Below are 22,817 nucleotides of genomic sequence, written 5' to 3'. Positions count from 1 at the left end.
CGGCGACCGTGGGGGCAGGGTGCGGAAAAGTAAAACTATTTGCCCGGCGGCTTGTTCAGTCAGTGCCTTGTTCGCTGACCAGGTGACTGGTGACCAGGGCGGCCAGGGCGTTTTCCTCGGTGCCGAAACGGGCCAGCAGCGCGGCTTGTTTTTCAGGCGACAAGCGCGTCCAGATCTCGACCATTTTCTCGGCGGTGCCGATCAGTACGCTGGCCTGGGCTTCGCTGAAGGGGGAGGTGTCATCGGTCATCGCAGGGCTCGGATTCAGGCAGTGTGGAAAGCGCATCTTAGCGCTTTCCACACGGTCTGGTTACGCGGTGGATCAGTCTTGGCTGTCGGCCTGGCGGCGTTCAGTGGCTTCTTTGGGTTCGGGTTGCTGGGCGTCTGCCGGCCCCCCGGCTTGTAGCGTGGTCGTCTGCTCAGTGTCGTGCAGGCTTGGGAAGGGGAGATTAGGGATCTCGTGCATATCGCGCTCCTCGCAAAGTCTGTGGATAGATCTGGTAGATCCGCGCTTTTAAAAAAGCCTGGGCAGGATACAGCAGGAGAAATGACAAAAAGACGTTTAAATCCTGTTGCACCGACAGATGGGATTGTCTGGACAGGCAAGGCAAGCTTGTCGACAGGCTTGCAAAGGCCGCCGACAATCGGATGAAGCCATTCGAGGAACGCCAGCACGACGTCCAGGGCATCCTGGGTGAGTTGATCGCGCGTGAACAAGGCGTCCCGGCGAACATCAAGAGGCGCATCGAGCAGCCAACGCCCGCGCCACCGGCTCAATAGTCGCGTCGCTTGCGAAACGCCCAGCGACCGGCGATCAGGGTGAAGGTCGCCACCAGTGCCACGAGGATCCAGAAACCTTCGGGATCGGTGGCCAATGGCACGCCGCCGACGTTCATGCCGAAGAAACCGGCAATGATGTTGATGGGCAAGGCCAGCACCGTGACCACCGTCAGGGTGAACAGGGTACGGTTGCTCTGTTCATTGAGGTTGGCGGCGATCTCTTCCTGCAACAGCTTGATCCGCTCGCCCAGCGCGGTCAGGTCGTTGATGATCAGGGCGAATTCCTCGGTGGATTTGCGCAGTTCCTTGACGTCTTCTTTCTGCAACCATTGCGGCGGGCGGTTGAGCAGGCGCAACAACGAACCGGGCTCCAGCGCCAGCAGGCGCTGCAGGCGCACCAGCACCCGGCGCTGGCTGCCCAACTCGGCGCGATTGGTGGACAGGCGCGAAGACAGCAACTGATCTTCGATCTGGTCGACGCCTAGGCTGGTCTTGCGCACGATCTGGGTCAGTACTTCACCCTGGTCGCGCAGCAGGTGCACGAGCAACTCCAGTGGTGAGCGAAAGCATTCGCCGGCCTTGACCGAGGAGCGCAGCTTGTCGACCGAGTGCAGGGGTTGCAGGCGGGCGCTGACGATCAAACGGCTGTGAACGCACACCCACAACGTGGAGACGTCCGAAGACACCAGGTTGCTGAGGTTGAACACCACGTCGTTCACCACCGCCAGCAACGCCGAATCCACGTGTTCGATGCGGGTCGAGCGCGAGCCTTCATGCAGGGCTTCGAAGAATTCCTGTGGCAAGGCCAGGTGACTTTTCATCCAGCGCTCGCACGCGGCATGGGCCAGATTCAGGTGCAGCCAGAGGAACTCATCGGCGTCCTGGGGGTGTTGCAGGCTTCGCAGGGCTTGGGCCGAGTCGATTTCCTGTCCACGCTGGCCGGGACGGAAACGAAACCCGTAGAGCAGGCCGAACAGGTCCGGATCGCGGTGGCTTTGATCGATGCTGTGATTCATGAAGGCTCGCTGGCGGGAAGTGCCTGTCGCGGCTACAGGTTCACTTGAGTGGCATCATCGCAAGCTTTCTTGATGGTTTTGTGACAGTTGTGAGGGGACCGACAGGTTTAAATCCAGGCAAAAAAAAGAGCCGCGCAACGGGAAGTTGCGCGGCTCTTTTTGCAGGTCAATCAAGTGTCTTGCTTGTTGCTCAGAACTTCGCCAGTGGTGGCATCGAAGTCGACGTCGAACTCTTTGCCGTCAGCGGTCTTCAGTTCAACTTCATATTCATAACCGTTGAAGTGATTGTCCAGGTCGGTGTCGGTGATGGTCGCGCCCGGGTGCAACTTCAGGGCTTCTGCGTTCATCGACTCAAGGGACTTGATTTTGCCTTCCTTGACCAACTGGGGAATCTGGTCGATCCGGACGTCGGCTTGTGCCAGGCCGGCGGTGAGGGTCAGGGCAGCGGCGGTAAAGAGGGCAGTCAACGTTTTCATAAGTGCTTTCCTTGTGTCATTAAAGGGGTGATTCGTTTAAGTGGGTTCAGGCTAACGCTGGCAACTTAATTCACCCTTAATTTGCAATAACTTGGAATGCACCCAGAGGCCTGTGGTTCCCCAAAGGCCTCTTCGGTTTCAATACCCGTTCTTTTTCAGCAGTTGTGCCACGCTGCCAGTCTCGGGACGCTTGAAGTACTTGAGCAGTTCACTGGCGCGGTTGGTAAAGATGCCATCGACGCCGGCATCCAGCACTTTCTTGAAGTCCACTGCCTCATCCACGGTGTAGACGTGCACCAGCAGGCCCTGGTCATGGGTGTACTGGTTCATCCAGGGTTTGACCAGGTCCGCGTAACTCTGGCTACCGCCATGGGTCAGTGCGGCGGACGGCCCGGTGCCGATGGCGCCCTGGGCCTTGGCGTACTGGACCCATTTCTCGAACTCGGCCTTGTCTTTGGGTTCCTGTTTGGCGTAGTAGGCCGCCTTGTCTGTTTCCCCGGACTCGGCAAACGGCACCTTGGACTTGGGCTCGATGTTGCCTTCGCCGACCCACAGCAAGAGGATCTTCGGCACCTTCGGCATCTCTTTTTGCAACAGTTCGAGGCTGCTCTTCTCGAAGGTCTGCAAGACCACCTTGCCCTTGCCTTGGCCGACGCCGGTGGCGCTCTTGGCAAGCTTGGACCCGGACGGACTCAGCCAGCCACGGTCCTGCAACTTGTCCTTGAGGTCACGCTCGATGCCGGGGAACAGCTTCGGCTCCTTGGTTTCGATGTACAGCCCCGGTTTGTGCTGCGGGTTGCCTTCGGCAATGTCGATCACTTCATCGAGGGTCAGGATCTTCAGGCCGGCGAACGAGGGGCGCGCGCGGTCCGGGTAGGTCGTGTTGAACCAGCTGCCGGCGTCCAGGGTCTTGAGCTCTGCCATGGTGAAGGCGTTGGCGGTGCTGTCCTTTCGCTCGGGAAATTTGCTCGCGACGTCCGTGGTGCGCAGCAGGCTGTCGTCATGCAGCACGAACAACACGCCATCCTTGCTGCGTTGCAGGTCCAGTTCCAGGTAGTCCGCCCCCAGGTCGCGAGCCAGCGTGTAGGAAGCCGCGGTGGATTCCGGCGCGTCGAACGAGGCGCCACGGTGGGCGATGACCGCTGGATGAGGGATGCCCTGGCGAGCTGCCAGGGCCTTGGGGCTCAACGCTTCGGCGGCGTGGGCCTGGCCGAAGCCGAGCACCAGGCTCAGCATCAAGGCGCTGCGGGTGAAGGTGACAGGCATGCTCGAGTTCCTTTCGTGGGTGTGCAAAAACCTATCTTTTAACAACTGAACGCCGTCGGCGCTATCGCCATACCGACATAAATGCGTGCGAAGCAGATTTTTCCCACGCATTGGCGCACCGCTTTGCAGTACCCTTGGTCGCACCAGTTTCCCCGGCAGAGGGAGACCTTGAATCAGCATTCGCCGCCCTGCGTGTAAACCATCGATCAGCCGTCCCCAGGGGACGCATCCATGAGGTTTACCATGCGCACCACTTCGACACTCATCTGCCAGGCCGCCGACCAGCTCAAGGGTTTTGTCGGCCTGAACCGCAAGACCGGCCAGTACATCGTGCGTTTCAGCGAAGACGCCTTCGGCATGGACGTGGCCGACGACGGCATCATCCCCACCTGTGAATTTGTCTGGGGGCCGGTGGCAGACGGCACCATGGCCCTCAAGCGCGAGCGGATCCAACTGCTGCTGGACCAGCATGTCGACGACCGGATCAACCTCACTGATCCGCTGCGGGTCTACATGGCCCGCACCGACCTGCCTGAAATCGTAGCGGTGCGGCAGTTGGTCGTGGAGGGCTGATCCCCACGGATCAGTTGATCGATACCCGGTGACACTCAGGCGCGGGTCTTGGCGCATGCCTCGACAAATGCCTTCGCCAGCGGCGGCGTGCGGCCTTCCAGCGCGGCTCGTTCGGGCTGAAACAATGTCGCGACAAAGAACGGATGATCGCGCAGTTCCACCGCGCGCAAGTCACCGGTCGAGTCCCGGGCGACGGCGTGCAGGCGCTGGCCGAGCAGGTCTTTTTCGAAGGCCGGGTTGAGCCCGAAGCGGCAGCGATAGCTTTCGAACGCTGTCTGGCGTCCATAGGCCCGGGCAATCAGTGACCCCGCGTCGAACTGAAGGCTGTCGAGGGTTTCGATCAAGGCGCAGCTCAGCGGCGTCACCACGAGCCGTTCAGCCTCGGGGGAGTTCTCGCCGTGGGCGGCATCGGTCCAGCCCATCACGTGGCGCGCGTATTCCAACACCGCATGCTGGAAACCGCCGCAGGTGCCGAGGAACGGACGACGTTGTTCACGGGCAAACCGAATGGCGTGCAAAGCGCCGTCTTCATTTCGGTAAGGGCTGCCCGGTACGCACCAGATGCCGTCGAAGTCGTTCATCAGCGTGCTGTGCTCGATCAGGTCGGTGGCCAGCCACTGAAAACGAAGCCCGTGGCCTGTTTGCTGGCTGGCCTGTTCAAGGGCCAGGGGGATCGCCCGGTGGGCCGTGATTTGTGGGTCATGATCGCCGACCAGGGCGATGTGCAAAGGACGCTGGTTTTCCATGGAAATCTCGCCGCTTGTTGATTGCTGGCGGCCACTATAGATTGGCGTTCACGCAATCAATATTGGCGTTTACCCAAGTGTTCAATGCATCCACGCACTATCGACTGGACTATCCCGACCTCTCCCTGATCCTGGCGTTGGTGCGTGGAGGCTCGCTGGCTCGGGCGGCGCGGTTGCTGGACGTAGACGTGTCCACCGTGTTTCGTTCGGTGCGCCGACTCGAGGCGGCCCTGGGCCAACCCCTGTTCGAAAAAAGCCGTGCCGGGTATCTGCCCACGAGCTTGGCCCAGACGCTGTCCGAGCAGGCTGAGCGCGCCGAACAGGCCCTGGAGGCGGCACGCATCGGCGTGGAGCAGGGCGGCGAGGTCGTCAGCGGCACGGTGCGCCTGACGTGCTCCGACTCGGTCCTGCAGGTGCTGTTGTTGCCGGCGCTGGCGCGGTTCATGCCCGCGTATCCGGCGTTGAACCTGGACCTGAGTACGTCGAACGACTTCGCCAACCTGAGCCGTCGCGATGCTGACATCGCCTTGCGCCTGACCCGCTCGCCGCCGGAACATTTGGTGGGGCGGCACCTTGGTGGTGTCGTCTACCGAGTCTGCGGGAGTCCGGTCTTCCTGTCCGGCGCGAATCTGGATGACTTGGCGTCCCTGACCTGGATTGCGCCGGACGACTTCCTCCCCGATCACCCCACCGTGGCCTGGCGCCGACAACATCTGCCCGCCGTGATGCCAGCCTATCGCTGCAACAGCATGCTCTCGGTCGCCGAGTTGGCGCGGGCCGGCCTGGGTGTCGCCGCCTTGCCGGATTTTCTGATCGGTGAAGGCCAGGGCTTGATCCCCTTCGGCGAACCGTTGGCGGGGTATGACACGTCGCTCTGGCTGCTGACACGACCAGACTGCCGCGCCTTGCGTTCGGTGGTGACATTGTTCGACGAGTTGGGGCGTAATTTGCGGCAGCGCTGATGTTTCATGAGCCAAGCGTGCCGAGATAGATGATGATCGCCCAGCGGTTATAGTGCCTTCAGCACCAGCCCCAGGCGGAGAACATCATGGCGACCCCTTACCCATCCACCCCCGCGGCCCCCGTGGATCACTTGCGTTTTCATCGGCCTCACGCGCATCTGGCACCCACCTTCGGGAATGATCGCTTTGCGTTGCGAGCGGAGGCGTTCGCGCGTTTTTTCGGCACGCCGATGTTCCTCGGCGCACAAACCCTGATCGTGCTGATCTGGGTAGGCTTGAACCTGTCGGGCATCGTGCATTTCGACGCTTATCCGTTCATCTTGCTCAATCTGGCGTTCAGTCTGCAGTCGGCCTACGCCGCCCCGCTGATCCTGCTGGCGCAAACTCGCCAGGCCGCTCGCGACAAAGCCCAGGCGGAAGCCGATGCGCAACATCGCGAAGCCCTGGCCATTGCCAACACTGAGCGCCAAGCCCAGGCCGCGCACAATACGGCGCAGTTGCTCGAGTTGTTGGAGCAGAACACCCGCCTGACGGAAATGACCAAGGCACTGACCGAGCGCATCGACAGCCTGACCACCGAAATGCATCAGAAATTCGTGAACACTTCCTCGGCGCAATGACCCTCGTGACGCGACTCCCGGTGGTGGGCACTCAAGCCTGATAGCGAACCAGGAACATGTCGAGGGCTGACTCGATCACCTGCACTTGCTCCTCATGGGTCAGGCTTGGTTGCCCCATGGAAATCTGTGGCCAGAAGGCGAAGGTCTTGATCAAACCGTGCATTTGCTGGGCAGCGAATTCCGGCTCCACCGGCTTTAGCCGGCCATCGACCTGGGCTTGGCGAATCCAGGTGGTGAGGCCCTCTTCACGCTGGCCCATGCGCGACACCATGTCTTGGGCACGTTCGGGTGAGTGAATGGTTGCGGCAATGGCGATACGCGCCAGATCGAGGAAGTTTTCCTCCGATAAGAGTTGTAGCTTGGCTTGCAGCAACCGACGTAGCTGCTCACGCAAAGGCTCCAACGGGTCATAGGCCATCTCCTGTTCAGCGGTGATGCTCTCCCATAGCCGACTCAGAATTTCGGCAAACAGCTCTTCCTTGCTCGGAAAGTGGTTGTACACCGTGCGCTTCGACACGCCGGCCGTCGCCGCGATCCTGTCCATGCTGGTGATCTCGAAACCGTTGATGCGGAATTCGGCAATCGCGGCCTGGAGGATGGCTTCGCGTTTTCGTTCGGTGAGGCGCTGCGGTACGGTCATGGGCATTCGTCGGTTGAGAAGGGCAAATTACACTCGGCAGTTTACTTGCTCCCGGGATTCATGCAATCTAGAAACTACACCGAGTGGTGTAGTTTTGTCGCGAACGGCTGAGCGTGCACGTCGCAGCCATCAAACGTCCTACAAAGACGAAGCGTAATTCGACGACGTTCCTGGAGTTATCGCACCATGAGTATTCCTTCTTCCACGACCGATAACGCAGCTGCCAACCCGGCCTCCCGACACGAACAAGGGAAGTATCACAATCACGCCCATACACCGCGAGAAGGGTTTGGCCAGATGCTGCGCATCATCTGGAACATGCTCCTCCACAAGCCCCGTACCACCCGTCCGGCAGGGGCCATCACCGTCCAGCCGCTGACCCGCGCCGAGCTGCTGGCAGCACCGAACCAGAGTGTGTTCCGTCTCGGCCACTCCACGGTTCTGCTCAAACTGCGCGACAAGTTCTGGATCACCGACCCGGTGTTCTCCGACCGTGCATCGCCCGTGCAATGGGCCGGCCCCAAGCGTTTCCACCAGCCGCCCGTCAGCCTGGAGGATCTGCCGCCGATCGAGGCGGTGATCCTGTCTCATGACCATTACGACCACCTCGACCATCAGGCCATCCTCAAGCTTGCCGCCAAGACCCGGCACTTCCTCACACCCCTTGGCGTGGGTGACATCCTGGTCAAATGGGGTATCGAGGCCAGCAAGGTGCGTCAGCTGGATTGGTGGCAAAGTACCGAAGTGGACGGTATCGAGTTCATCGCCACACCATCACAGCATTTTTCCGGTCGCGGGCTGTTCAACGGCAACAGCACGTTATGGGCTTCCTGGGTGATGATCGATGGCGGCGCGCGGATTTTCTTTAGCGGCGACACCGGTTACTTCGACGGTTTCAAGCGCATCGGCGAGCGATACGGCCCCTTTGACCTGACCCTGATGGAAACCGGCGCCTATAACGTCGACTGGCCTCACGTGCACATGCAGCCCGAGCAGACATTGCAGGCTCATATCGACCTGCGTGGGCGTTGGCTGCTGCCGATCCACAACGGTACATTCGACCTGGCGATGCATGCCTGGTTTGAACCCTTCGACCGCATCCTGGCGCTGGCCTGGGAGCGCAACGTGCTCATTACCACGCCACAGATGGGCGAAGCCTTCACCCTGACCCATCCGCACCGTGGCCGGGCCTGGTGGCTGGAGGTAGAGGCGTCGGCCTATCAGAACCAGACTGGCGCGGCCTGACGCCCGCCGCAGCGGCCCGGCTATTCGATCATCGCGTAGTCGGCCCGTCCCATCGGGTCCGGTGTAGCACCCTTGATGTTCATGCCACGCCCCGGTGCAAAGCCAGGGAAGAACACCAGGCCTTCGGCTTCAAAGCGAAACGCCAGCGCCAGTCGGGTTACATCGAGCAGTTCACCCCCGGCTTCGAAGCGTTGGATGGCGGGTACCGAGACGCCCGACCGACGGGACAACTCCTCGACACTCCACCCCAGCATGGCGCGGGCTTGCGCGCTGTGGGCAGGGGTGAATTGATAGACAGCGATGCGTTCCAGGGTGGTTTTGAGTGCGAGAGAGGCCATGGGATGCTCCAAAGCAGTGGATTCAAAATACTGTGTTTTTGTACAGTTGTTTTGAAACCGGATCAATCTCATTTTTTTGATGGGTGACCAGTGGTCGGCTTCAGCCAAGCGCTCGGTGTACCCTGGCGTCTAACGGAGGAGGGGTGGTATGTCTATTTCCGATAGTGACTGGAAAAGTTACAACGAGCTCTACGAACTGGCGCTGGACCGCTTCTGCAAAGGGGTTCTTGCTGATGCCCAGACGATCGCTCAGAACGAAACTTTATCGGCCCACGCTCGATACGCAACGCTGTATGGTCTCATACGCAATCGAGACAAAGACCTGTCGATGGCCTTCAACGGACGTCGACGCAAAGAAGTTTCCCTATCTTTGAGGCTGATGGTCGCCTATGACCTGCTGAGCGATCAGGAGCTGATGGTTCTGAGCGACGAGTTACGAGAACGGATTTCCGACGCTGTTCGTCAGCCCTATGAAATAGAATGGGCCACAGACGCATAGTCCTTTTCAAGCAGAGCACACCATGTTGATCTTCAATTGCACCGAAGCGGCTTGTAACTTCTTTAGCCGCGTGCACAAAGGCAAGAAAATCACTCCAGTGGAGAAGCCTCCGTCACCCGTTATCGAGGACGATGAGGTGGATGGATTCGCAGAACAGTGGTTGGTCCATGCCATTACTGTCCAACGTAAACATGTGTTGTTCGTCATCCATGTGCAAACCCGTTATTGCATGATCTTCGCTGACGCCAAAAAAGCTGACGTGGAAGGTTTTATTCATCGGTTTTCCGAGCGTTGGATCAACGGCTTGATGCGCCACGCCGGGCAATATGACCTTTTGCACTGGGTCGATGACGAGCCAATGATGGCCCGCTTCCAGGAAAGTTGTCATGAGTCCGTTTTTTACAAGCGCGGCCATCGCGGTGCGCAAAAGCACATCAATGAAATCTCCTGGGTTTTCGAGGATTGCGCCGCTGAGTGGGGAACGTTGCCTTCTGATGAATTCTCCGCAGGCCGCTTTGATGGTGATATGAACAACACCCCGAGAGGCAGCAAGGGGCACAAGGACTATTACTTCCCAGATGAGGAAATGATTATTCACTGGTTGCGGCGTTATGGTGGACTGGATGAGCCCAGCGTTCAGAAAGCCCGTGAACGACGGATGGAAGTGAGACGGGAGATGCGGGCGTTTGAGCGGCAGCTTGTCCAAGATGGACTATGAACTGAAACACCGGCGCGTGTAGGGTTGCTGTCAGCCCAAGCCGAGATCAGTTATCGGCCAACCCCGGCGCTTCACGAATAATGAAGTGGTCCAGGTTCTCTATGTTGGCGCTGAACACCCCGAACGTCTGTTCGGGGTTTTTCTTGCTCGGCACCTGCTTCAGCTCCGGCGTCACGCCGTAGAAGAAGCAGTACAAATCCCGTTCGCTCTCGGCGGCATGCTTGATCTCTTGCAGAAACGCCTTACGCTTGCGGTAGCTGTCGATCAGCTTCTTGCTCAGGTAAACGTTGACCGAATAAGGCTTTTTCTTCGCCTCGCCCGGTAGCTGGGTCCAGACCTTCTGCTCGAAGTCCACGCGAAAACTGGCGCTGTGATAATCCTCGATCTTCTTGATCTTGCCCCAGTAGATCAGCCCCTTGTTGTCCAGCAAGTATTCGATCTTCTTGAAGAACGATGCATAGGGCGCCGTGTGCTCGCCAATCTTCAACGGCATGCGCTTGAGCAGATCCTTGTCGGCGAAGTTCGACACAAAACATTCCACTGGATGGGCGAACACATGGGTCTTGTCCGGCGCTGAATCACGGCTCGGGTGCTCGACGTTATTGCCGGCTGAAGGCACTCGCTCCTCGCGCATGACGTCTGCCGCCACTGCCGGGCTGGACGGCTTACGCAGATACTCACGCCGGGTCAGCAATAGCTCCGAAGGGAAGTGTTCCTCTCGACCGTCATCCAATTGCGCAGCATCCGCCTCCAGGCCGGTAGTCGGAGTTTTCAGGCTCGCATAAGGACAACCCTCGACATGCCGCGTGCTGGGAATGTTCTTGAAGTGCGGCGTGCGCACGTAGTTCACATTCTTGGCATTGAACGTCCCCAACACATTCGCCGCATCGAACGCCGCCCGACAGGCGTCGTTGGGGCACTGGAACTGTTCCTTCGCGGAATCGAAGCCCACCGTCTCGTCGAAATTCAAATCGCGCACGTCATAGATCGACAGCTTGTCGTCGAGGCTGCGGCAGTAGGCGAGGTCGAATTTCATGAGGGGCTCGGGTCCTTGAGTGGGGGGAGGGTATTAATAGCGGGTGGTGGGGGAGTACTGAATGATTTGGCTATCGAGCTTAGGTGAGTCGGTATCAAAATGCCGATTAACTCCACATGCATGTCGTTAGTCAGAATTATATTGCTGAGAAAGCCTGTATGAGTCACATTAGTCGGCATCATAATTCCGATTGTATGGCGCGCTATGGTAGGACAGCTCACGATCCAGGCCTATATCAAAGGCCATTGGCACGACGCAATGGTGCTCTCTGTATCGGACGCTCAAAAGGTCGATGAGTCGCGTTGCGCCGCATCTTACGCTCAGAGTTACCTGGTCGAATTCATCGATAAATTCGAGACGCTCTTCGAGCCTGCCGTCAGCGTCAACCTTCCGTTGAGCTGGAACCCTGTCGATAGCAAAGGGTACCCCCCGTTTGTGTACGACATCATACCGGCCGGCGCCGCCCGTAAATCGTTGCAGCGGCGATTTGGTGGAGAAAGACCGGTTGGGATGGACATGGGCTTTTTCCTTTTGAGCCGCTGCACCCCTTCGCCCATAGGGCACTTGCGCGTGAAGGAGTCTTTCGAGCAAATCGATCAGACCCGCAAGGAGGCCTTTGCCCGCAAAGAGGTCGTAGAGAGGACAAGTGATTTTCTCGAATACGCTTATGAGTCCGGCGCTGCCCTAGGCGGTGCCACTGGCGCTCAGGGCGAAGCGCCGAAGCTGACTATGGTCGAGGGAGAGGATGGCGACCTATATGCCGACGCCATGCTTTGCGACGAGCATGCGCGCCGTCATTGGCTGGTAAAGTTTGCTCGCAACCAGGGCACTGAACGCGACAAGAACATCCTGCGAACGGAATACCATTATTACAAAGCGATCTCTCAGCTTGGTTTGAACACGATAGCCACAGATGGGCTGGTGCTTGAGGAAGCCGACAAGCCGAGCCTGTGGATGCCACGTTTTGATCGGCGGGTCGCTGACGGCGAGGTAGAAAGGATTCCAGTCGAGTCGATTTATTCGGTGTGCGGGAACACCGAACCGGGCTCGAGGATGAACCATGAGGACGTGCTCCGCCGTCTGGTGAATCTGTGGCGCATGAACGGGCAGGACGCAGAGCTTGAGGATTTGGTGTTCGAGTATCTGCGCCGTGACTTGCTTAACCGCATCCTTGGGAACTCGGACAATCATGGACGCAACATGGCCATTTTCAGGTATCAGAACACATTCGAGCTGGCGCCGATCTACGACCTCGCGCCGATGGTGCTCGACCCGGAGGGCGTTACGCGAGCCACTAAATGGGAGTCCGAGCACATGGGAAGTCCCGACTGGAAAACGATCTGCGGATACTTTCAGGACCTGGTAAGCACAGACGTGCTCTTCGAACGTCTGCGCGGAGCGGCTGAGACGTTTCGGGCGTTGCCGGATCTGCTGGTCGATCTTCCAGACGAAGTGAGGCGCGCTCAGTCTATCCCGATGAACAATCTGGACAAGCGCCTGGCCGAGTGGGGGCTTCGATGACAGATAACACCCCCGAACGGCGCAAGGAAATCATCGAAGACATCGTGATGCAGCATGCGCTGGGGAATGAAACCCTCGGAACCGCTGTTCGCCGGTTAAGGCTCGAGGTAACCGGTCTGGATCAGGACACCTTCGCGCTGATGTGCAAGATGTCGACCAAAGCCCTGTACCAGATCGAGAAGGACAAGGGCAATCCGACCCTCAGCACCATCGAATCCATCTTGCGGAAATTCGGTCTTCGCCTGGGGCTGACCACAGCGCTCCAGCCCATTCATGCGCCGCAGCCTGAGCCGCACAAACCGGCCACTTACACGCTGACTCGTGGGGCTAAGCCTCGGCGCAAGTAGACGGGTTGCGCTCCGTGGAGTGGTTGCTCTGCGAGCCAATTGAGTGGAAGGGTCCAGCCGGATGAGTAAAAGCCCCTTCCTCATCTACTAGCCAGATTTACTCAATCTGAGCAGGCGGGATTTCAGCAGGCGCCTCGCCAATGCAGGCCTCGTCGAACTCGCCCATGGCGGCCTCGTCGATAGCGCCGATTTTCAGCAGTGCTTCTGCCGAACTGTGAATCGACTCGAAGGCCTCACTTTTAAACGCGTTAGCCATTCAATTATCTCCAGTAGAAGTTGGACTGAAGCCTTGCTCCATCACCGTGGCGAGGGAGCTTGCTCCCGCTGGGCTGCGCAGCAGACCCTCTTTAACTAAATGTAGTCACTCAGCAATCAGCCGCCCAACCCTCTGATACAACGACAGGGTAAACGCCTCCCGATCACTGGCAAGATGACACCGCCGATGGCAGTTAAATGCAAAAAACCCCGCTTTCACGGGGTTTTTAGTCGAGCGTCAACTGACAGGTTCAACTTAGGATTTATCAATCCCAGCTCAAAGCCCCACCCGTCTGATACTCAATCACGCGCGTCTCAAAGAAGTTCTTCTCTTTCTTCAAGTCCATGATCTCGCTCATCCAAGGGAACGGGTTCGTCGTGCCTGGATACTCCTCTTTCAGACCAATCTGCGACAGACGACGGTTGGCGATGAACTTCAGATAGTCCTCCATCATCGCCGCGTTCATACCCAATACGCCGCGAGGCATGGTGTCACGGGCGTATTCGATCTCCAGCTGCGTACCCTGCAGGATCATCTGGGTCGCTTCTTCCTTCATCTCGGCATCCCACAGGTGCGGGTTTTCGATCTTGATCTGGTTGATCACGTCGATGCCGAAGTTCAGGTGCATGGATTCGTCGCGCAGGATGTACTGGAACTGCTCGGCGACGCCGGTCATCTTGTTGCGGCGGCCCATGGAGAGGATCTGAGTGAAGCCGCAGTAGAAGAAGATGCCTTCCAGGACGCAGTAGTAGGCGATCAGGTTGCGCAGCAACTCCTTGTCGGTTTCCGGGGTGCCGGTTTCGAACTTCGGATCGGAGATCGAGCGGGTGTACTTCAGGCCCCAGGCGGCTTTTTTCGCGACCGATGGGATCTCGTGGTACATGTTGAAGATCTCGCCTTCATCCATGGCCAGCGATTCGATGCAGTACTGGTAGGCGTGGGTGTGGATCGCCTCTTCGAACGCCTGGCGCAGGATGTACTGGCGGCACTCCGGGTTGGTGATCAGGCGATACACGGCCAGGACCAGGTTGTTGGCCACCAGGGAGTCGGCGGTGGAGAAGAAGCCCAGGTTGCGCATTACGATGCGGCGCTCGTCGTCGGTCAGGCCTTCCGGGTTTTTCCAGAGGGCGATGTCGGCGGTCATGTTGACTTCTTGCGGCATCCAGTGGTTTGCGCAGCCGTCCAGGTACTTCTGCCAGGCCCAGTCGTATTTGAAGGGCACGAGCTGGTTGAGGTCGGCGCGGCAGTTGATCATGCGCTTTTCATCGACGGCGACACGGGCGGAGGCGCCTTCGAGTTCGGCGAGGCCTTCGGCGATGTCGAGTTTGTCGAGGGCGGCCTTGGCGCGAATGATCGCGGCCGAGTCGCTGGCCGTCACGGCGCGGGCTTCGAGCGCGGCGGCACCGCCGGCGCTGTCGAGGCGGTCCATGTTGGCTTCAGAAGCGTGGCCGGCATTGGCGCTTTTTACAGCGACTTCGCCGTCTTCTTTGTCGAATTCGTCCCAGCTCAGCATGACGTGTCGTCTCCTGCGTGAGGGCCAGCAACCCGGGGGAGGTCGGCTGGCGGCGGTGGATCTTGGAAAAATCGTTTGTTGCAGCTGACGCAGGCAATAAACAGAAAAATGTACGGGTCGTGCTGAAGCGGCGGTGAACGCGAAGAGGTCATGGGTCTTGGCGTGGGCTTCAGGCTGGCTTGATCCCCTGTAAGGGAATATTGCAGGCCCGTTTAAGGCGGCATTATAAGGACTTTTTTGCCTACGTGGTGCGGCGAAATCGCCCACGGAGGAGCTGACGGACGGCTCATCCGCGTTGGAGCGAGGGTTTACAAGGCTTTGGCCGGATCCGGCTGCCGAAGATTTTTTTTGCCTGGGTCGGATGGCAGGCTTTTTTGCTCAAAAAATGAGCTGTTTTTGCCTTTTTACACTACATGTTGTGTTTGAAAAGGGTTTTCGACGGCTCCAGACACAACCGGGCCCGATCGAAATCGGGCCCTGGAAAATACCGGTAGTGATCAGCCGTTGGAGCAACCGTTGCCCATCACGCTGTAGCGCAGGATGTGGCGCTGGCCCTTGGAATCGTCGTAGACCATCTTCGCCGGGACTACTTCGCAGACATTCGGGATCTCGCTCATGGAAATGACTTTGGCGATGTCCAGGTGAGTGGAGTAGGTGTACTCCTCAACGGCGGGTTTTTGCTGGGCGACATCGCTCGGGGCCTCGTCTGCCATCGCGGTGGCGCACAGGCTGCCGAGGACCAGAACCCATAAAGCTTTCATCTGATTTCACCTTTTTTGAGGTCGAGTGGGGTCACGCAACCTTTTTGGGGTTGCGTGTGGAGCAAGTATTGGAAATTTGATCAACGGCCTTCGTGGGGGCTGTGTTGCGTCAATCGTGTTTGCCGGTTGGCGGGGCTGATTCTAGAGGGGCAGGGTGGATGCAAACAGACTGGGTTTTGATAAAGACTTTTGGTTGATTTGGTAATAATCGGCTGATGTTGGAGGCTGGCTGTTGGATCTGTTCTGGCTGTGCTGTTGTCTTCGCGAGCAAGCTCGCTCCCACAGGAATGGGCTGTGAAAGTGGTCTTGCACGTTAGTACCGACATTTTGTAGGGACTTGTTACTACCATCGTCGAATGGTTCTATAGGCCCGCCCCAGGCTACAACGGGACCATACAAAAACAACTATGTCACCGAGGTAAGAAACATGAGTGCGGCTTCTCTGTATCCCGTTCGCCCCGAGGTTGCGGCCAGTACGTTGACTGACGAGGCGACCTACAAGGCGATGTACCAGCAGTCAGTCGTCAACCCGGATGGCTTCTGGCGCGAGCAGGCCAAGCGCCTGGACTGGATCAAGCCCTTCACCACGGTGAAGCAGACGTCCTTTGACGATCACCATGTCGACATCAAGTGGTTTGCCGATGGCACCTTGAACGTTTCCTACAACTGCCTCGACCGCCACCTGGCCGAGCGTGGCGACCAGGTCGCGATCATCTGGGAGGGTGATGACCCGTCCGAGAGTCGCAACATCACCTATCGCGAACTGCATGAAGAAGTCTGCAAGTTCGCCAACGCCCTGCGTGGCCAGGACGTGCACCGCGGCGACGTGGTGACCATCTACATGCCCATGATCCCGGAAGCTGTGGTCGCCATGCTGGCCTGTGCCCGGATCGGCGCGATCCACTCGGTGGTATTCGGTGGCTTCTCCCCCGAGGCCCTGGCCGGCCGGATCATCGACTGCAAATCCAAAGTGGTGATCACCGCCGACGAAGGCATTCGCGCCGGTAAGAAGATCCCGCTCAAGGCCAACGTCGACGACGCGCTGACCAACCCGGAAACCAGCAGCATCCAGAAAGTCATCGTGTGCAAGCGCACCGCGGGCAACATCAAGTGGAACCAGCACCGGGATATCTGGTACGAAGACCTGATGAAAGTCGCCGGCACCGTTTGCGCGCCGAAGGAAATGGGCGCCGAAGAAGCGCTGTTCATCCTCTACACCTCCGGCTCCACCGGCAAGCCCAAGGGCGTGCAACACACCACGGCCGGCTACCTGCTCTACGCGGCCCTGACCCACGAGCGCGTGTTCGACTACAAGCCGGGCGAAGTCTACTGGTGCACCGCCGACGTCGGTTGGGTCACCGGCCACAGCTACATCGTCTATGGCCCGTTGGCCAATGGCGCGACCACGGTGCTGTTCGAAGGCGTACCGAACTACCCGGACATCACTCGGGTGGCCAAGGTCATCGACAAGCACAAGGTCAGCATCCTCTACACCGCGCCGACCGCGATCCGCGCGATGATGGCGTCGGGCACCGCCGCCGTCGAAGGCGCCGATGGCAGCAGCCTGCGCCTGTTGGGGTCGGTGGGTGAGCCGATCAACCCGGAAGCGTGGGACTGGTACTACAAGAATGTCGGCAAGGAACGTTGCCCGATCGTCGACACCTGGTGGCAAACCGAGACCGGTGGCGTGTTGATCAGTCCGTTGCCGGGCGCCACGGCGTTGAAACCGGGCTCGGCCACTCGTCCATTCTTCGGCGTGGTGCCGGCGCTGGTGGACAACCTCGGCAATCTGATCGAAGGCGCCGCCGAAGGCAACCTGGTGATCCTCGATTCGTGGCCAGGCCAGGCGCGCACGCTGTACGGCGACCACGACCGCTTCGTCGACACCTACTTCAAGACCTTCAGTGGCATGTACTTCACCGGTGACGGTGCGCGTCGAGACGAGGACGGCTACTACTGGATCACCGGTCGCGTGGACGACGTGCTCAACGTGTCCGGCCACCGCATGGGCACCGCCGAGATCGAAAGCGCCATGGTCGCCCACCCGAAAGTCGCCGAAGCGGCGGTGGTGGGTGTGCCGCACGACATCAAGGGGCAGGGCATCTACGTCTACGTGACCCTCAATGCGGGCGAGGAAAGCAGCGAGGCCCTGCGCCTGGAGTTGAAGAACTGGGTGCGCAAGGAAATCGGTCCGATCGCCTCGCCAGATGTCATCCAGTGGGCACCGGGCCTGCCGAAAACCCGCTCCGGCAAGATCATGCGCCGCATTCTGCGCAAGATCGCCACGGCGGAATACGACGCGCTGGGTGACATTTCCACCCTGGCCGACCCAGGCGTGGTGGCGCATCTGATCGAGACGCACAAGACCATGAACGTCGCCTGACGGCGGATTTGTGATCCCTGAAAGCCCGGAACGGTGTGAGCCGTTCCGGGCTTTTTTTGTATGTGCGCATTCCCATGTGGCGAGGATGCTTTTGTGGCGAGGGGATTTATCCCCGCTGGGCTGCGAAGCGGCCCTAAACCCTGACACCTCGGTCTGCCAGACAGATTGAGCCGCCTGTCTTGGGGCTGCTGTGCAGCCCTGCGGGGATAAATCCCCTCGCCAAAGGGTTCGGTGCCCGAAAGACTCTGGCATCTGGCTTTGGAGCTGCTGCGCAACCCAGCGGGAGCAAGCTCCCTCGCCACAGGAGGAATGAATAAATATCGATCTTCAACGTCAGACGCTTGCAGGCGTTACCGATGTTTCGAAATGTGTAACCAAACGCGCCAGTCCGAGGCGATGGGAAACGCCGAGCCCTGTTCCAGGGCATTTTCAGCCCGTGGACAAAATTAGCCGACACGCTGTGCTTGCCGGATTAGAAGGGTTTGCGAATAATGGGCCCGCAATTTGCAGCATAGATCGGTTTCCCTTCTTTTGCTCTCGCATGAATTTGCGGGGCTGTCAATGTCCTTGAAAGGCTTTCTCGGTGCTTCTGTAATTTGTTGTCGCATTGAAGAAATATCGGCCTCGGGCCTGTCGTTAGAATGCCGATCACTCGCTCGTCGTGGCGTGCGTTGAATAAAACGTTCGCTTCCTAGGACGCAGCACCGGAATTCGTTTCACTCATTCGCATATTGGGCTGTTGCTCACTCTGCCGTTTTTGCCCTTTACCGATGGAGTTCCAAGATGAAGAAACTCGTGCTGCTTGGCGCCCTGGCACTGTCCGTGCTGTCCCTGCCGACATTCGCTGATGAAAAGCCCCTGAAGATCGGTATCGAGGCGGCGTACCCTCCGTTCGCCTCGAAAGCCCCGGACGGCAGCATCGTCGGTTTCGACTACGACATCGGCAATGCGCTGTGCGAAGAGATGAAGGTCAAGTGCGTGTGGGTCGAGCAAGAGTTCGACGGCCTGATCCCGGCGCTCAAGGTCCGCAAGATCGACGCGATCCTGTCGTCCATGTCGATCACCGAAGACCGCAAGAAATCCGTTGATTTCACCAACAAGTACTACAACACCCCGGCCCGCCTGGTCATGAAGGCCGGCACCCAGGTCAGCGAAGGCCTGACCGAGCTCAAGGGCAAGAACATCGGCGTGCAGCGCGGTTCGATCCACGAGCGTTTCGCCCGTGAAGTCCTGGCCCCGCTGGGTGCCGAGATCAAACCGTACGGCTCGCAGAACGAAATCTACCTGGATGTCGCTGCCGGTCGTCTCGACGGCACCGTGGCCGACGCAACGCTGCTGGATGACGGCTTCCTGAAGACCGACGCCGGCAAGGGCTTCGCGTTCGTTGGTCCGGCCTTCACCGATGAGAAGTATTTCGGTGACGGTATCGGTATCGCGGTGCGCAAGGGCGACGCCCTGAAAGACAAGATCAACAGTGCGATTGCCGCCATTCGCGAGAACGGCAAGTACAAGCAGATCCAGGACAAGTACTTCACCTTCGACATCTACGGCAAGTAACACCGTCCCGCCACTCGTGAGAAATGGCGCAAGCACCAGGCTCCCTGCGGTTTGCGCCATTTTTTCATCCCATTTTCGAGGACCTGAATCATGTTGAAAGGCTACGGGGCTGTCATCCTCGATGGCGCATGGTTGACGCTTCAGCTCGCCTTGTCGTCCATGGCCCTGGCCATCGTCCTGGGGCTGATCGGTGTCGCGTTGCGTCTTTCGCCGGTGCGCTGGCTGGCGTGGCTGGGCGACCTGTATTCCACGGTCATTCGCGGCATTCCCGACCTGGTGCTGATTCTGCTGATTTTCTACGGCGGCCAGGACCTGCTCAATCGCTTGGCGCCGATGCTCGGTTATGACGATTACATCGACCTCAATCCGCTGGCGGCCGGTATCGGCACCCTGGGGTTCATCTTCGGTGCGTACCTGTCGGAAACCTTTCGCGGCGCGTTCATGGCCATCCCCAAGGGGCAGGCCGAGGCGGGCATGGCATATGGCATGAGCGGCTTGCAGGTGTTCTTCCGGGTGATGGTGCCGCAGATGATTCGCCTGGCCATTCCCGGCTTCACCAACAACTGGCTGGTGTTGACCAAGGCGACCGCGCTGATTTCGGTGGTGGGCCTGCAAGACATGATGTTCAAGGCCAAGCAGGCGGCGGATGCCACTCGCGAGCCTTTCACCTTCTTCCTGGCGGTGGCGGCGATGTACCTGGTGATCACCAGCGTCTCGTTGCTGGCACTGCGTCACCTTGAGAAGCGCTACTCGGTAGGCGTAAGGGCGGCTGATCTATGATCTTCGACTACAACGTCATCTATGAAGCCTTGCCGCTGTATTTCAGTGGCTTGCTGACCACCCTCAAGCTGCTGGCGCTGTCGCTGTTCTTCGGCCTGCTGGCGGCGCTGCCCCTGGGGCTGATGCGGGTGTCCAAGCAGCCGGTCGTGAACATGAGCGCCTGGCTCTACACCTACGTGATTCGCGGCACGCCGATGCTGGTGCAGTTGTTCCTGATCTACTACGGCCTGGCACAGTTCGAGTTCGTGCGCGAGAGCTTCCTCTGGCCTTGGCTGTCCAGTGCGACCTTCTGCGCGTGCCTGGCGTTCGCCATCAACACCAGTGCCTACACCGCCGAGATCATCGCCGGCAGCCTGCGGGCCACGCCCAACGGTGAAATCGAGGCGGCCAAGGCCATGGGCATGTCGCGCTTCACGCTGTATCGCCGGATCCTGCTGCCGTCGGCCCTGCGCCGGGCGCTGCCGCAATACAGCAACGAAGTGATCATGATGCTGCAGACCACCAGCCTGGCGTCCATCGTGACCCTGATCGACATCACGGGTGCCGCGCGCACGGTCAATGCGCAGTATTACCTGCCGTTCGAGGCCTACATCACGGCCGGTGTCTTCTACCTGTGCCTGACCTTCATCCTGGTGCGCCTGTTCAAACTGGCCGAACGCCGCTGGCTGGTTTACCTGGCCCCGCGCAAGCACTGATAACGCATCGATCCGATCGACTGCTCAACGAATGACGTTTTGTGAGAACCGACCGCATGTACAAGCTTGAAGTCCAAGACCTGCATAAACGCTATGGCAGTCACGAAGTGCTCAAGGGCGTGTCCCTGAAGGCTGCCGCTGGCGATGTGATCAGCATCATCGGCTCCAGTGGCTCCGGCAAGAGCACGTTCCTGCGTTGCATCAACCTGCTTGAGCAACCCCATGCCGGCAAGATCCTGCTCAACAACGAAGAGTTGAAGCTGGTGGCGGGCAAGGATGGCGCGATGAAGGCCGCGGACCCCAAGCAACTGCAACGCATGCGTTCGCGGCTGTCGATGGTGTTCCAGCATTTCAACCTGTGGTCGCACATGACCGCCCTGGAAAACATCATGGAAGCGCCGGTGCATGTGCTGGGCGTTGCCAAGGCCGAGGCCCGCGAGAAGGCCGAGCACTACCTGAACAAAGTGGGCGTGGCTCATCGCAAGGACGCCTACCCGGGCCACATGTCCGGCGGCGAGCAACAGCGCGTGGCGATTGCCCGGGCGCTGGCGATGGAGCCGGAAGTGATGTTGTTCGATGAGCCGACATCGGCCCTCGACCCGGAGCTGGTGGGTGATGTGCTCAAGGTGATGCAGGCCCTGGCCCAGGAAGGGCGGACGATGGTGGTGGTGACCCACGAAATGGGCTTTGCCCGCGAAGTGTCGAACCAGTTGGTGTTCCTGCACAAGGGTATCGTCGAAGAGCGCGGTAACCCGCGTGAAGTGCTGGTCAATCCGCAATCGGAGCGCCTGCAGCAATTTCTTTCGGGCAGCCTCAAGTAATCGCTCCCGTTTCGCACCCGATTTAGGTCATGCTGCGCACCGCGCGCCAGATGGTCTAACTTGGTTGCAGCCGCTTCTGGCTTTAACACTGTTTTCGCTTTGGATTGCCCGCCATGACCGCCCATCGAATTGGTTTCCTGATTTGGCCCAGCACGAAAGCCTTGACGCTGGCGCTGGCCGAGGAGGCCTTGCGTGTTGCCCAGCGGGTGCATCCAGAGGTGGTCTACGAGCTCTCGTTCCTGCAAGCCGAGCCGGCGGTCGAAGGCGCCTGGCAATTGCCCGGCGAACCCTGGGCCGGCAAGCTCGAAGGCTTCCAGAAGCTGTTCCTGCTGGCCGATGAGCCGCCGACCGTGCTCGCCTCTTCCCTGGGCAGCGCCCTCAAGCAGTTGGTGCGGGCCGGGTGCGTGATCGGGGGCTTGTCCGCCGGTGTCTATCCCCTGGCCCAATTGGGGCTGCTCGACGGTTACCGCGCTGCCGTGCACTGGCGCTGGCAGGATGATTTCTCCGAACGCTTTCCCAAGGTCATTGCCACCAGCCATCTGTTCGATTGGGACCGCGATCGCCTGACCGCCTGCGGCGGCATGTCGGTGCTCGACCTGCTGTTGGCGGTGCTGGCCCGGGACCACGGCGCGGAACTGGCCGGTGCGGTGTCGGAAGAGCTGGTGGTCGAGCGCATCCGCGAGGGCGGCGAGCGCCAGCGCATCCCGTTGCAGAACCGCCTCGGTTCCAGTCACCCGAAGCTCACCCAGGCGGTGTTGCTGATGGAAGCGAACATCGAAGAGCCGCTGACCACCGACGAAATCGCCCAGCATGTGTGCGTGTCCCGACGGCAACTGGAGCGGATCTTCAAGCAGTACCTCAACCGCGTACCCAGCCAGTATTACCTGGAGCTGCGCCTGAACAAGGCCCGGCAGATGCTGATGCAAACCAGCAAATCCATCATCCAGATCGGCTTGTCCTGCGGGTTCTCCTCGGGCCCGCATTTCTCCAGCGCCTACCGCAACTTCTTCGGCGCGACCCCCCGCGAAGACCGCAACCAGCGACGCAGCAGCAGCCCGTTCGAATTGTCGTCGGTGCCGTCCGAGCGCGGCTAGCACTGGCGCGGTCCTCGTGGTGGCAGCTTACTCTGTGGCGAGGGGATTTATCCCCGCTGGGGCGCGAAGCGCCCCCAAAACCCGGCACCTCGGTGTGCCAGACAGATTAGATTGACTGTTTCAGGGCTGCTTCGCAGCCCAGCGGGGATAAATCCCCTCGCCACAGATAAGCCC

General features: G+C 59.5%; 27 protein-coding genes. 15 read left to right on the top strand and 12 right to left on the bottom strand.

What is annotated here, in order from left to right:
* Positions 1-55 precede the first annotated feature (55 nt).
* Together V5F23_RS21535 and V5F23_RS21530 are read right to left on the bottom strand one after the other, a co-directional pair.
* The gene (locus V5F23_RS21535; protein ID WP_080964305.1) at positions 56-286 is read right to left on the bottom strand and encodes a hypothetical protein; all 231 of its coding nucleotides are present in this window, start codon (positions 284-286) and stop codon (positions 56-58) included.
* Between the two features lie 36 nt (positions 287-322).
* Entirely contained in the window at positions 323-466 is a 144-nt protein-coding gene (locus V5F23_RS21530; RefSeq protein WP_185057640.1) for a hypothetical protein, read from the bottom strand.
* 182 nt (positions 467-648) lie between these two features.
* Here V5F23_RS21530 and V5F23_RS21525 point away from each other — a divergent pair, with 182 nt between their 5' ends.
* Positions 649-780: a hypothetical protein gene (locus V5F23_RS21525; RefSeq protein WP_338496490.1), complete on the top strand. Its 132-nt coding sequence runs from the start codon at positions 649-651 to the stop codon at positions 778-780.
* Here V5F23_RS21525 and V5F23_RS21520 read toward each other — a convergent pair.
* From V5F23_RS21520 to V5F23_RS21510, 3 genes are all read right to left on the bottom strand, one after another.
* Positions 774-1,796 (bottom strand): transporter, encoded by a 1,023-nt coding sequence (locus V5F23_RS21520; RefSeq protein ID WP_042729493.1) that lies wholly within the window; start codon positions 1,794-1,796, stop codon positions 774-776. The genes V5F23_RS21525 and V5F23_RS21520 overlap by 7 nt on opposite strands.
* Before the next feature lie 170 nt (positions 1,797-1,966).
* On the bottom strand, positions 1,967-2,272 hold the full coding sequence (locus tag V5F23_RS21515) for a PepSY domain-containing protein (RefSeq protein WP_047736577.1): 306 nt from the start codon (positions 2,270-2,272) through the stop codon (positions 1,967-1,969).
* A 138-nt stretch (positions 2,273-2,410) separates the two neighbouring features.
* On the bottom strand, positions 2,411-3,538 hold the full coding sequence (locus V5F23_RS21510; RefSeq protein WP_047736575.1) for a glycerophosphodiester phosphodiesterase: 1,128 nt from the start codon (positions 3,536-3,538) through the stop codon (positions 2,411-2,413).
* 243 nt (positions 3,539-3,781) lie between these two features.
* On the opposite strand from V5F23_RS21510, the gene V5F23_RS21505 reads away from it, so the two are divergent.
* Positions 3,782-4,111, top strand: a complete 330-nt coding sequence (locus V5F23_RS21505) for a DUF2025 family protein (RefSeq protein ID WP_047736573.1) — start codon at positions 3,782-3,784, stop codon at positions 4,109-4,111.
* Positions 4,112-4,146: 35 nt separating this feature from the next.
* On the opposite strand, the gene V5F23_RS21500 is transcribed toward V5F23_RS21505, so the two are convergent.
* Positions 4,147-4,857, bottom strand: a complete 711-nt coding sequence (locus V5F23_RS21500; protein WP_047736570.1) for a CTP synthase — start codon at positions 4,855-4,857, stop codon at positions 4,147-4,149.
* Positions 4,858-4,871: 14 nt separating this feature from the next.
* Between V5F23_RS21500 and V5F23_RS21495 the strand changes: the two genes are divergently transcribed.
* Positions 4,872-5,819, top strand: a complete 948-nt coding sequence (locus V5F23_RS21495; RefSeq protein WP_042729488.1) for a LysR family transcriptional regulator — start codon at positions 4,872-4,874, stop codon at positions 5,817-5,819.
* A gap of 86 nt (positions 5,820-5,905) precedes the next feature.
* Positions 5,906-6,439, top strand: a complete 534-nt coding sequence (locus V5F23_RS21490; protein WP_042729487.1) for a DUF1003 domain-containing protein — start codon at positions 5,906-5,908, stop codon at positions 6,437-6,439.
* A 31-nt stretch (positions 6,440-6,470) separates the two neighbouring features.
* On the opposite strand, the gene V5F23_RS21485 is transcribed toward V5F23_RS21490, so the two are convergent.
* Positions 6,471-7,079: a TetR/AcrR family transcriptional regulator gene (locus V5F23_RS21485; RefSeq protein ID WP_047736568.1), complete on the bottom strand. Its 609-nt coding sequence runs from the start codon at positions 7,077-7,079 to the stop codon at positions 6,471-6,473.
* A 186-nt stretch (positions 7,080-7,265) separates the two neighbouring features.
* On the opposite strand from V5F23_RS21485, the gene V5F23_RS21480 reads away from it, so the two are divergent.
* Positions 7,266-8,324, top strand: a complete 1,059-nt coding sequence (locus V5F23_RS21480; RefSeq protein WP_047736567.1) for an MBL fold metallo-hydrolase — start codon at positions 7,266-7,268, stop codon at positions 8,322-8,324.
* 20 nt (positions 8,325-8,344) lie between these two features.
* On the opposite strand, the gene V5F23_RS21475 is transcribed toward V5F23_RS21480, so the two are convergent.
* On the bottom strand, positions 8,345-8,662 hold the full coding sequence (locus tag V5F23_RS21475; RefSeq protein WP_042729484.1) for a helix-turn-helix transcriptional regulator: 318 nt from the start codon (positions 8,660-8,662) through the stop codon (positions 8,345-8,347).
* Positions 8,663-8,810: 148 nt separating this feature from the next.
* Between V5F23_RS21475 and V5F23_RS21470 the strand changes: the two genes are divergently transcribed.
* The gene (locus V5F23_RS21470) at positions 8,811-9,161 is read left to right on the top strand and encodes a hypothetical protein (RefSeq protein WP_047736565.1); all 351 of its coding nucleotides are present in this window, start codon (positions 8,811-8,813) and stop codon (positions 9,159-9,161) included.
* A 22-nt stretch (positions 9,162-9,183) separates the two neighbouring features.
* A complete protein-coding gene (locus tag V5F23_RS21465) occupies positions 9,184-9,879 on the top strand; it encodes a hypothetical protein (RefSeq protein ID WP_047736563.1) in 696 nt (231 codons plus the stop codon).
* A gap of 46 nt (positions 9,880-9,925) precedes the next feature.
* On the opposite strand, the gene V5F23_RS21460 is transcribed toward V5F23_RS21465, so the two are convergent.
* Positions 9,926-10,915, bottom strand: a complete 990-nt coding sequence (locus tag V5F23_RS21460; protein ID WP_047736562.1) for a hypothetical protein — start codon at positions 10,913-10,915, stop codon at positions 9,926-9,928.
* 204 nt (positions 10,916-11,119) lie between these two features.
* Between V5F23_RS21460 and V5F23_RS21455 the strand changes: the two genes are divergently transcribed.
* Together V5F23_RS21455 and V5F23_RS21450 are read left to right on the top strand one after the other, a co-directional pair.
* Positions 11,120-12,436: a HipA domain-containing protein gene (locus V5F23_RS21455; protein ID WP_047736560.1), complete on the top strand. Its 1,317-nt coding sequence runs from the start codon at positions 11,120-11,122 to the stop codon at positions 12,434-12,436.
* Positions 12,433-12,783, top strand: a complete 351-nt coding sequence (locus V5F23_RS21450; RefSeq protein ID WP_047736558.1) for a helix-turn-helix transcriptional regulator — start codon at positions 12,433-12,435, stop codon at positions 12,781-12,783. Before V5F23_RS21455 ends, V5F23_RS21450 begins: the two co-directional genes overlap by 4 nt.
* Before the next feature lie 97 nt (positions 12,784-12,880).
* On the opposite strand, the gene V5F23_RS21445 is transcribed toward V5F23_RS21450, so the two are convergent.
* The 3 genes from V5F23_RS21445 to V5F23_RS21435 form a co-directional block, all read right to left on the bottom strand.
* Positions 12,881-13,039 (bottom strand): hypothetical protein, encoded by a 159-nt coding sequence (locus tag V5F23_RS21445; RefSeq protein ID WP_042732384.1) that lies wholly within the window; start codon positions 13,037-13,039, stop codon positions 12,881-12,883.
* Between the two features lie 265 nt (positions 13,040-13,304).
* Positions 13,305-14,552: a ribonucleotide-diphosphate reductase subunit beta gene (locus tag V5F23_RS21440; protein ID WP_042732385.1), complete on the bottom strand. Its 1,248-nt coding sequence runs from the start codon at positions 14,550-14,552 to the stop codon at positions 13,305-13,307.
* 497 nt (positions 14,553-15,049) lie between these two features.
* Complete coding sequence (locus tag V5F23_RS21435) at positions 15,050-15,313, bottom strand: DUF2790 domain-containing protein (protein WP_042732386.1); 264 nt, start codon at positions 15,311-15,313, stop codon at positions 15,050-15,052.
* A 427-nt stretch (positions 15,314-15,740) separates the two neighbouring features.
* Between V5F23_RS21435 and acs the strand changes: the two genes are divergently transcribed.
* The 6 genes from acs (at position 15,741) to argR (ending at position 22,643) form a co-directional block, all read left to right on the top strand.
* The gene (gene acs, locus V5F23_RS21430) at positions 15,741-17,696 is read left to right on the top strand and encodes an acetate--CoA ligase (RefSeq protein ID WP_042732387.1); all 1,956 of its coding nucleotides are present in this window, start codon (positions 15,741-15,743) and stop codon (positions 17,694-17,696) included.
* 783 nt (positions 17,697-18,479) lie between these two features.
* Positions 18,480-19,253 (top strand): ABC transporter substrate-binding protein, encoded by a 774-nt coding sequence (locus V5F23_RS21425; protein ID WP_047736557.1) that lies wholly within the window; start codon positions 18,480-18,482, stop codon positions 19,251-19,253.
* A gap of 90 nt (positions 19,254-19,343) precedes the next feature.
* Positions 19,344-20,033 (top strand): ABC transporter permease, encoded by a 690-nt coding sequence (locus V5F23_RS21420; protein WP_047736556.1) that lies wholly within the window; start codon positions 19,344-19,346, stop codon positions 20,031-20,033.
* Complete coding sequence (locus V5F23_RS21415) at positions 20,030-20,728, top strand: ABC transporter permease (RefSeq protein ID WP_042732893.1); 699 nt, start codon at positions 20,030-20,032, stop codon at positions 20,726-20,728. Before V5F23_RS21420 ends, V5F23_RS21415 begins: the two co-directional genes overlap by 4 nt.
* A 56-nt stretch (positions 20,729-20,784) precedes the next feature.
* A complete protein-coding gene (locus V5F23_RS21410; protein WP_042732894.1) occupies positions 20,785-21,549 on the top strand; it encodes an ATP-binding cassette domain-containing protein in 765 nt (254 codons plus the stop codon).
* Between the two features lie 113 nt (positions 21,550-21,662).
* Positions 21,663-22,643, top strand: a complete 981-nt coding sequence (gene argR, locus V5F23_RS21405; RefSeq protein WP_042732895.1) for a transcriptional regulator ArgR — start codon at positions 21,663-21,665, stop codon at positions 22,641-22,643.
* Positions 22,644-22,817: the final 174 nt, after the last annotated feature.

The organism is Pseudomonas sp. WP18 (assembly GCF_036689585.1).
Taxonomy (GTDB): Bacteria; Pseudomonadota; Gammaproteobacteria; order Pseudomonadales; family Pseudomonadaceae; genus Aquipseudomonas; species Aquipseudomonas chlororaphis_E.
This window is presented reverse-complemented; position numbering and strand designations above follow the sequence as displayed.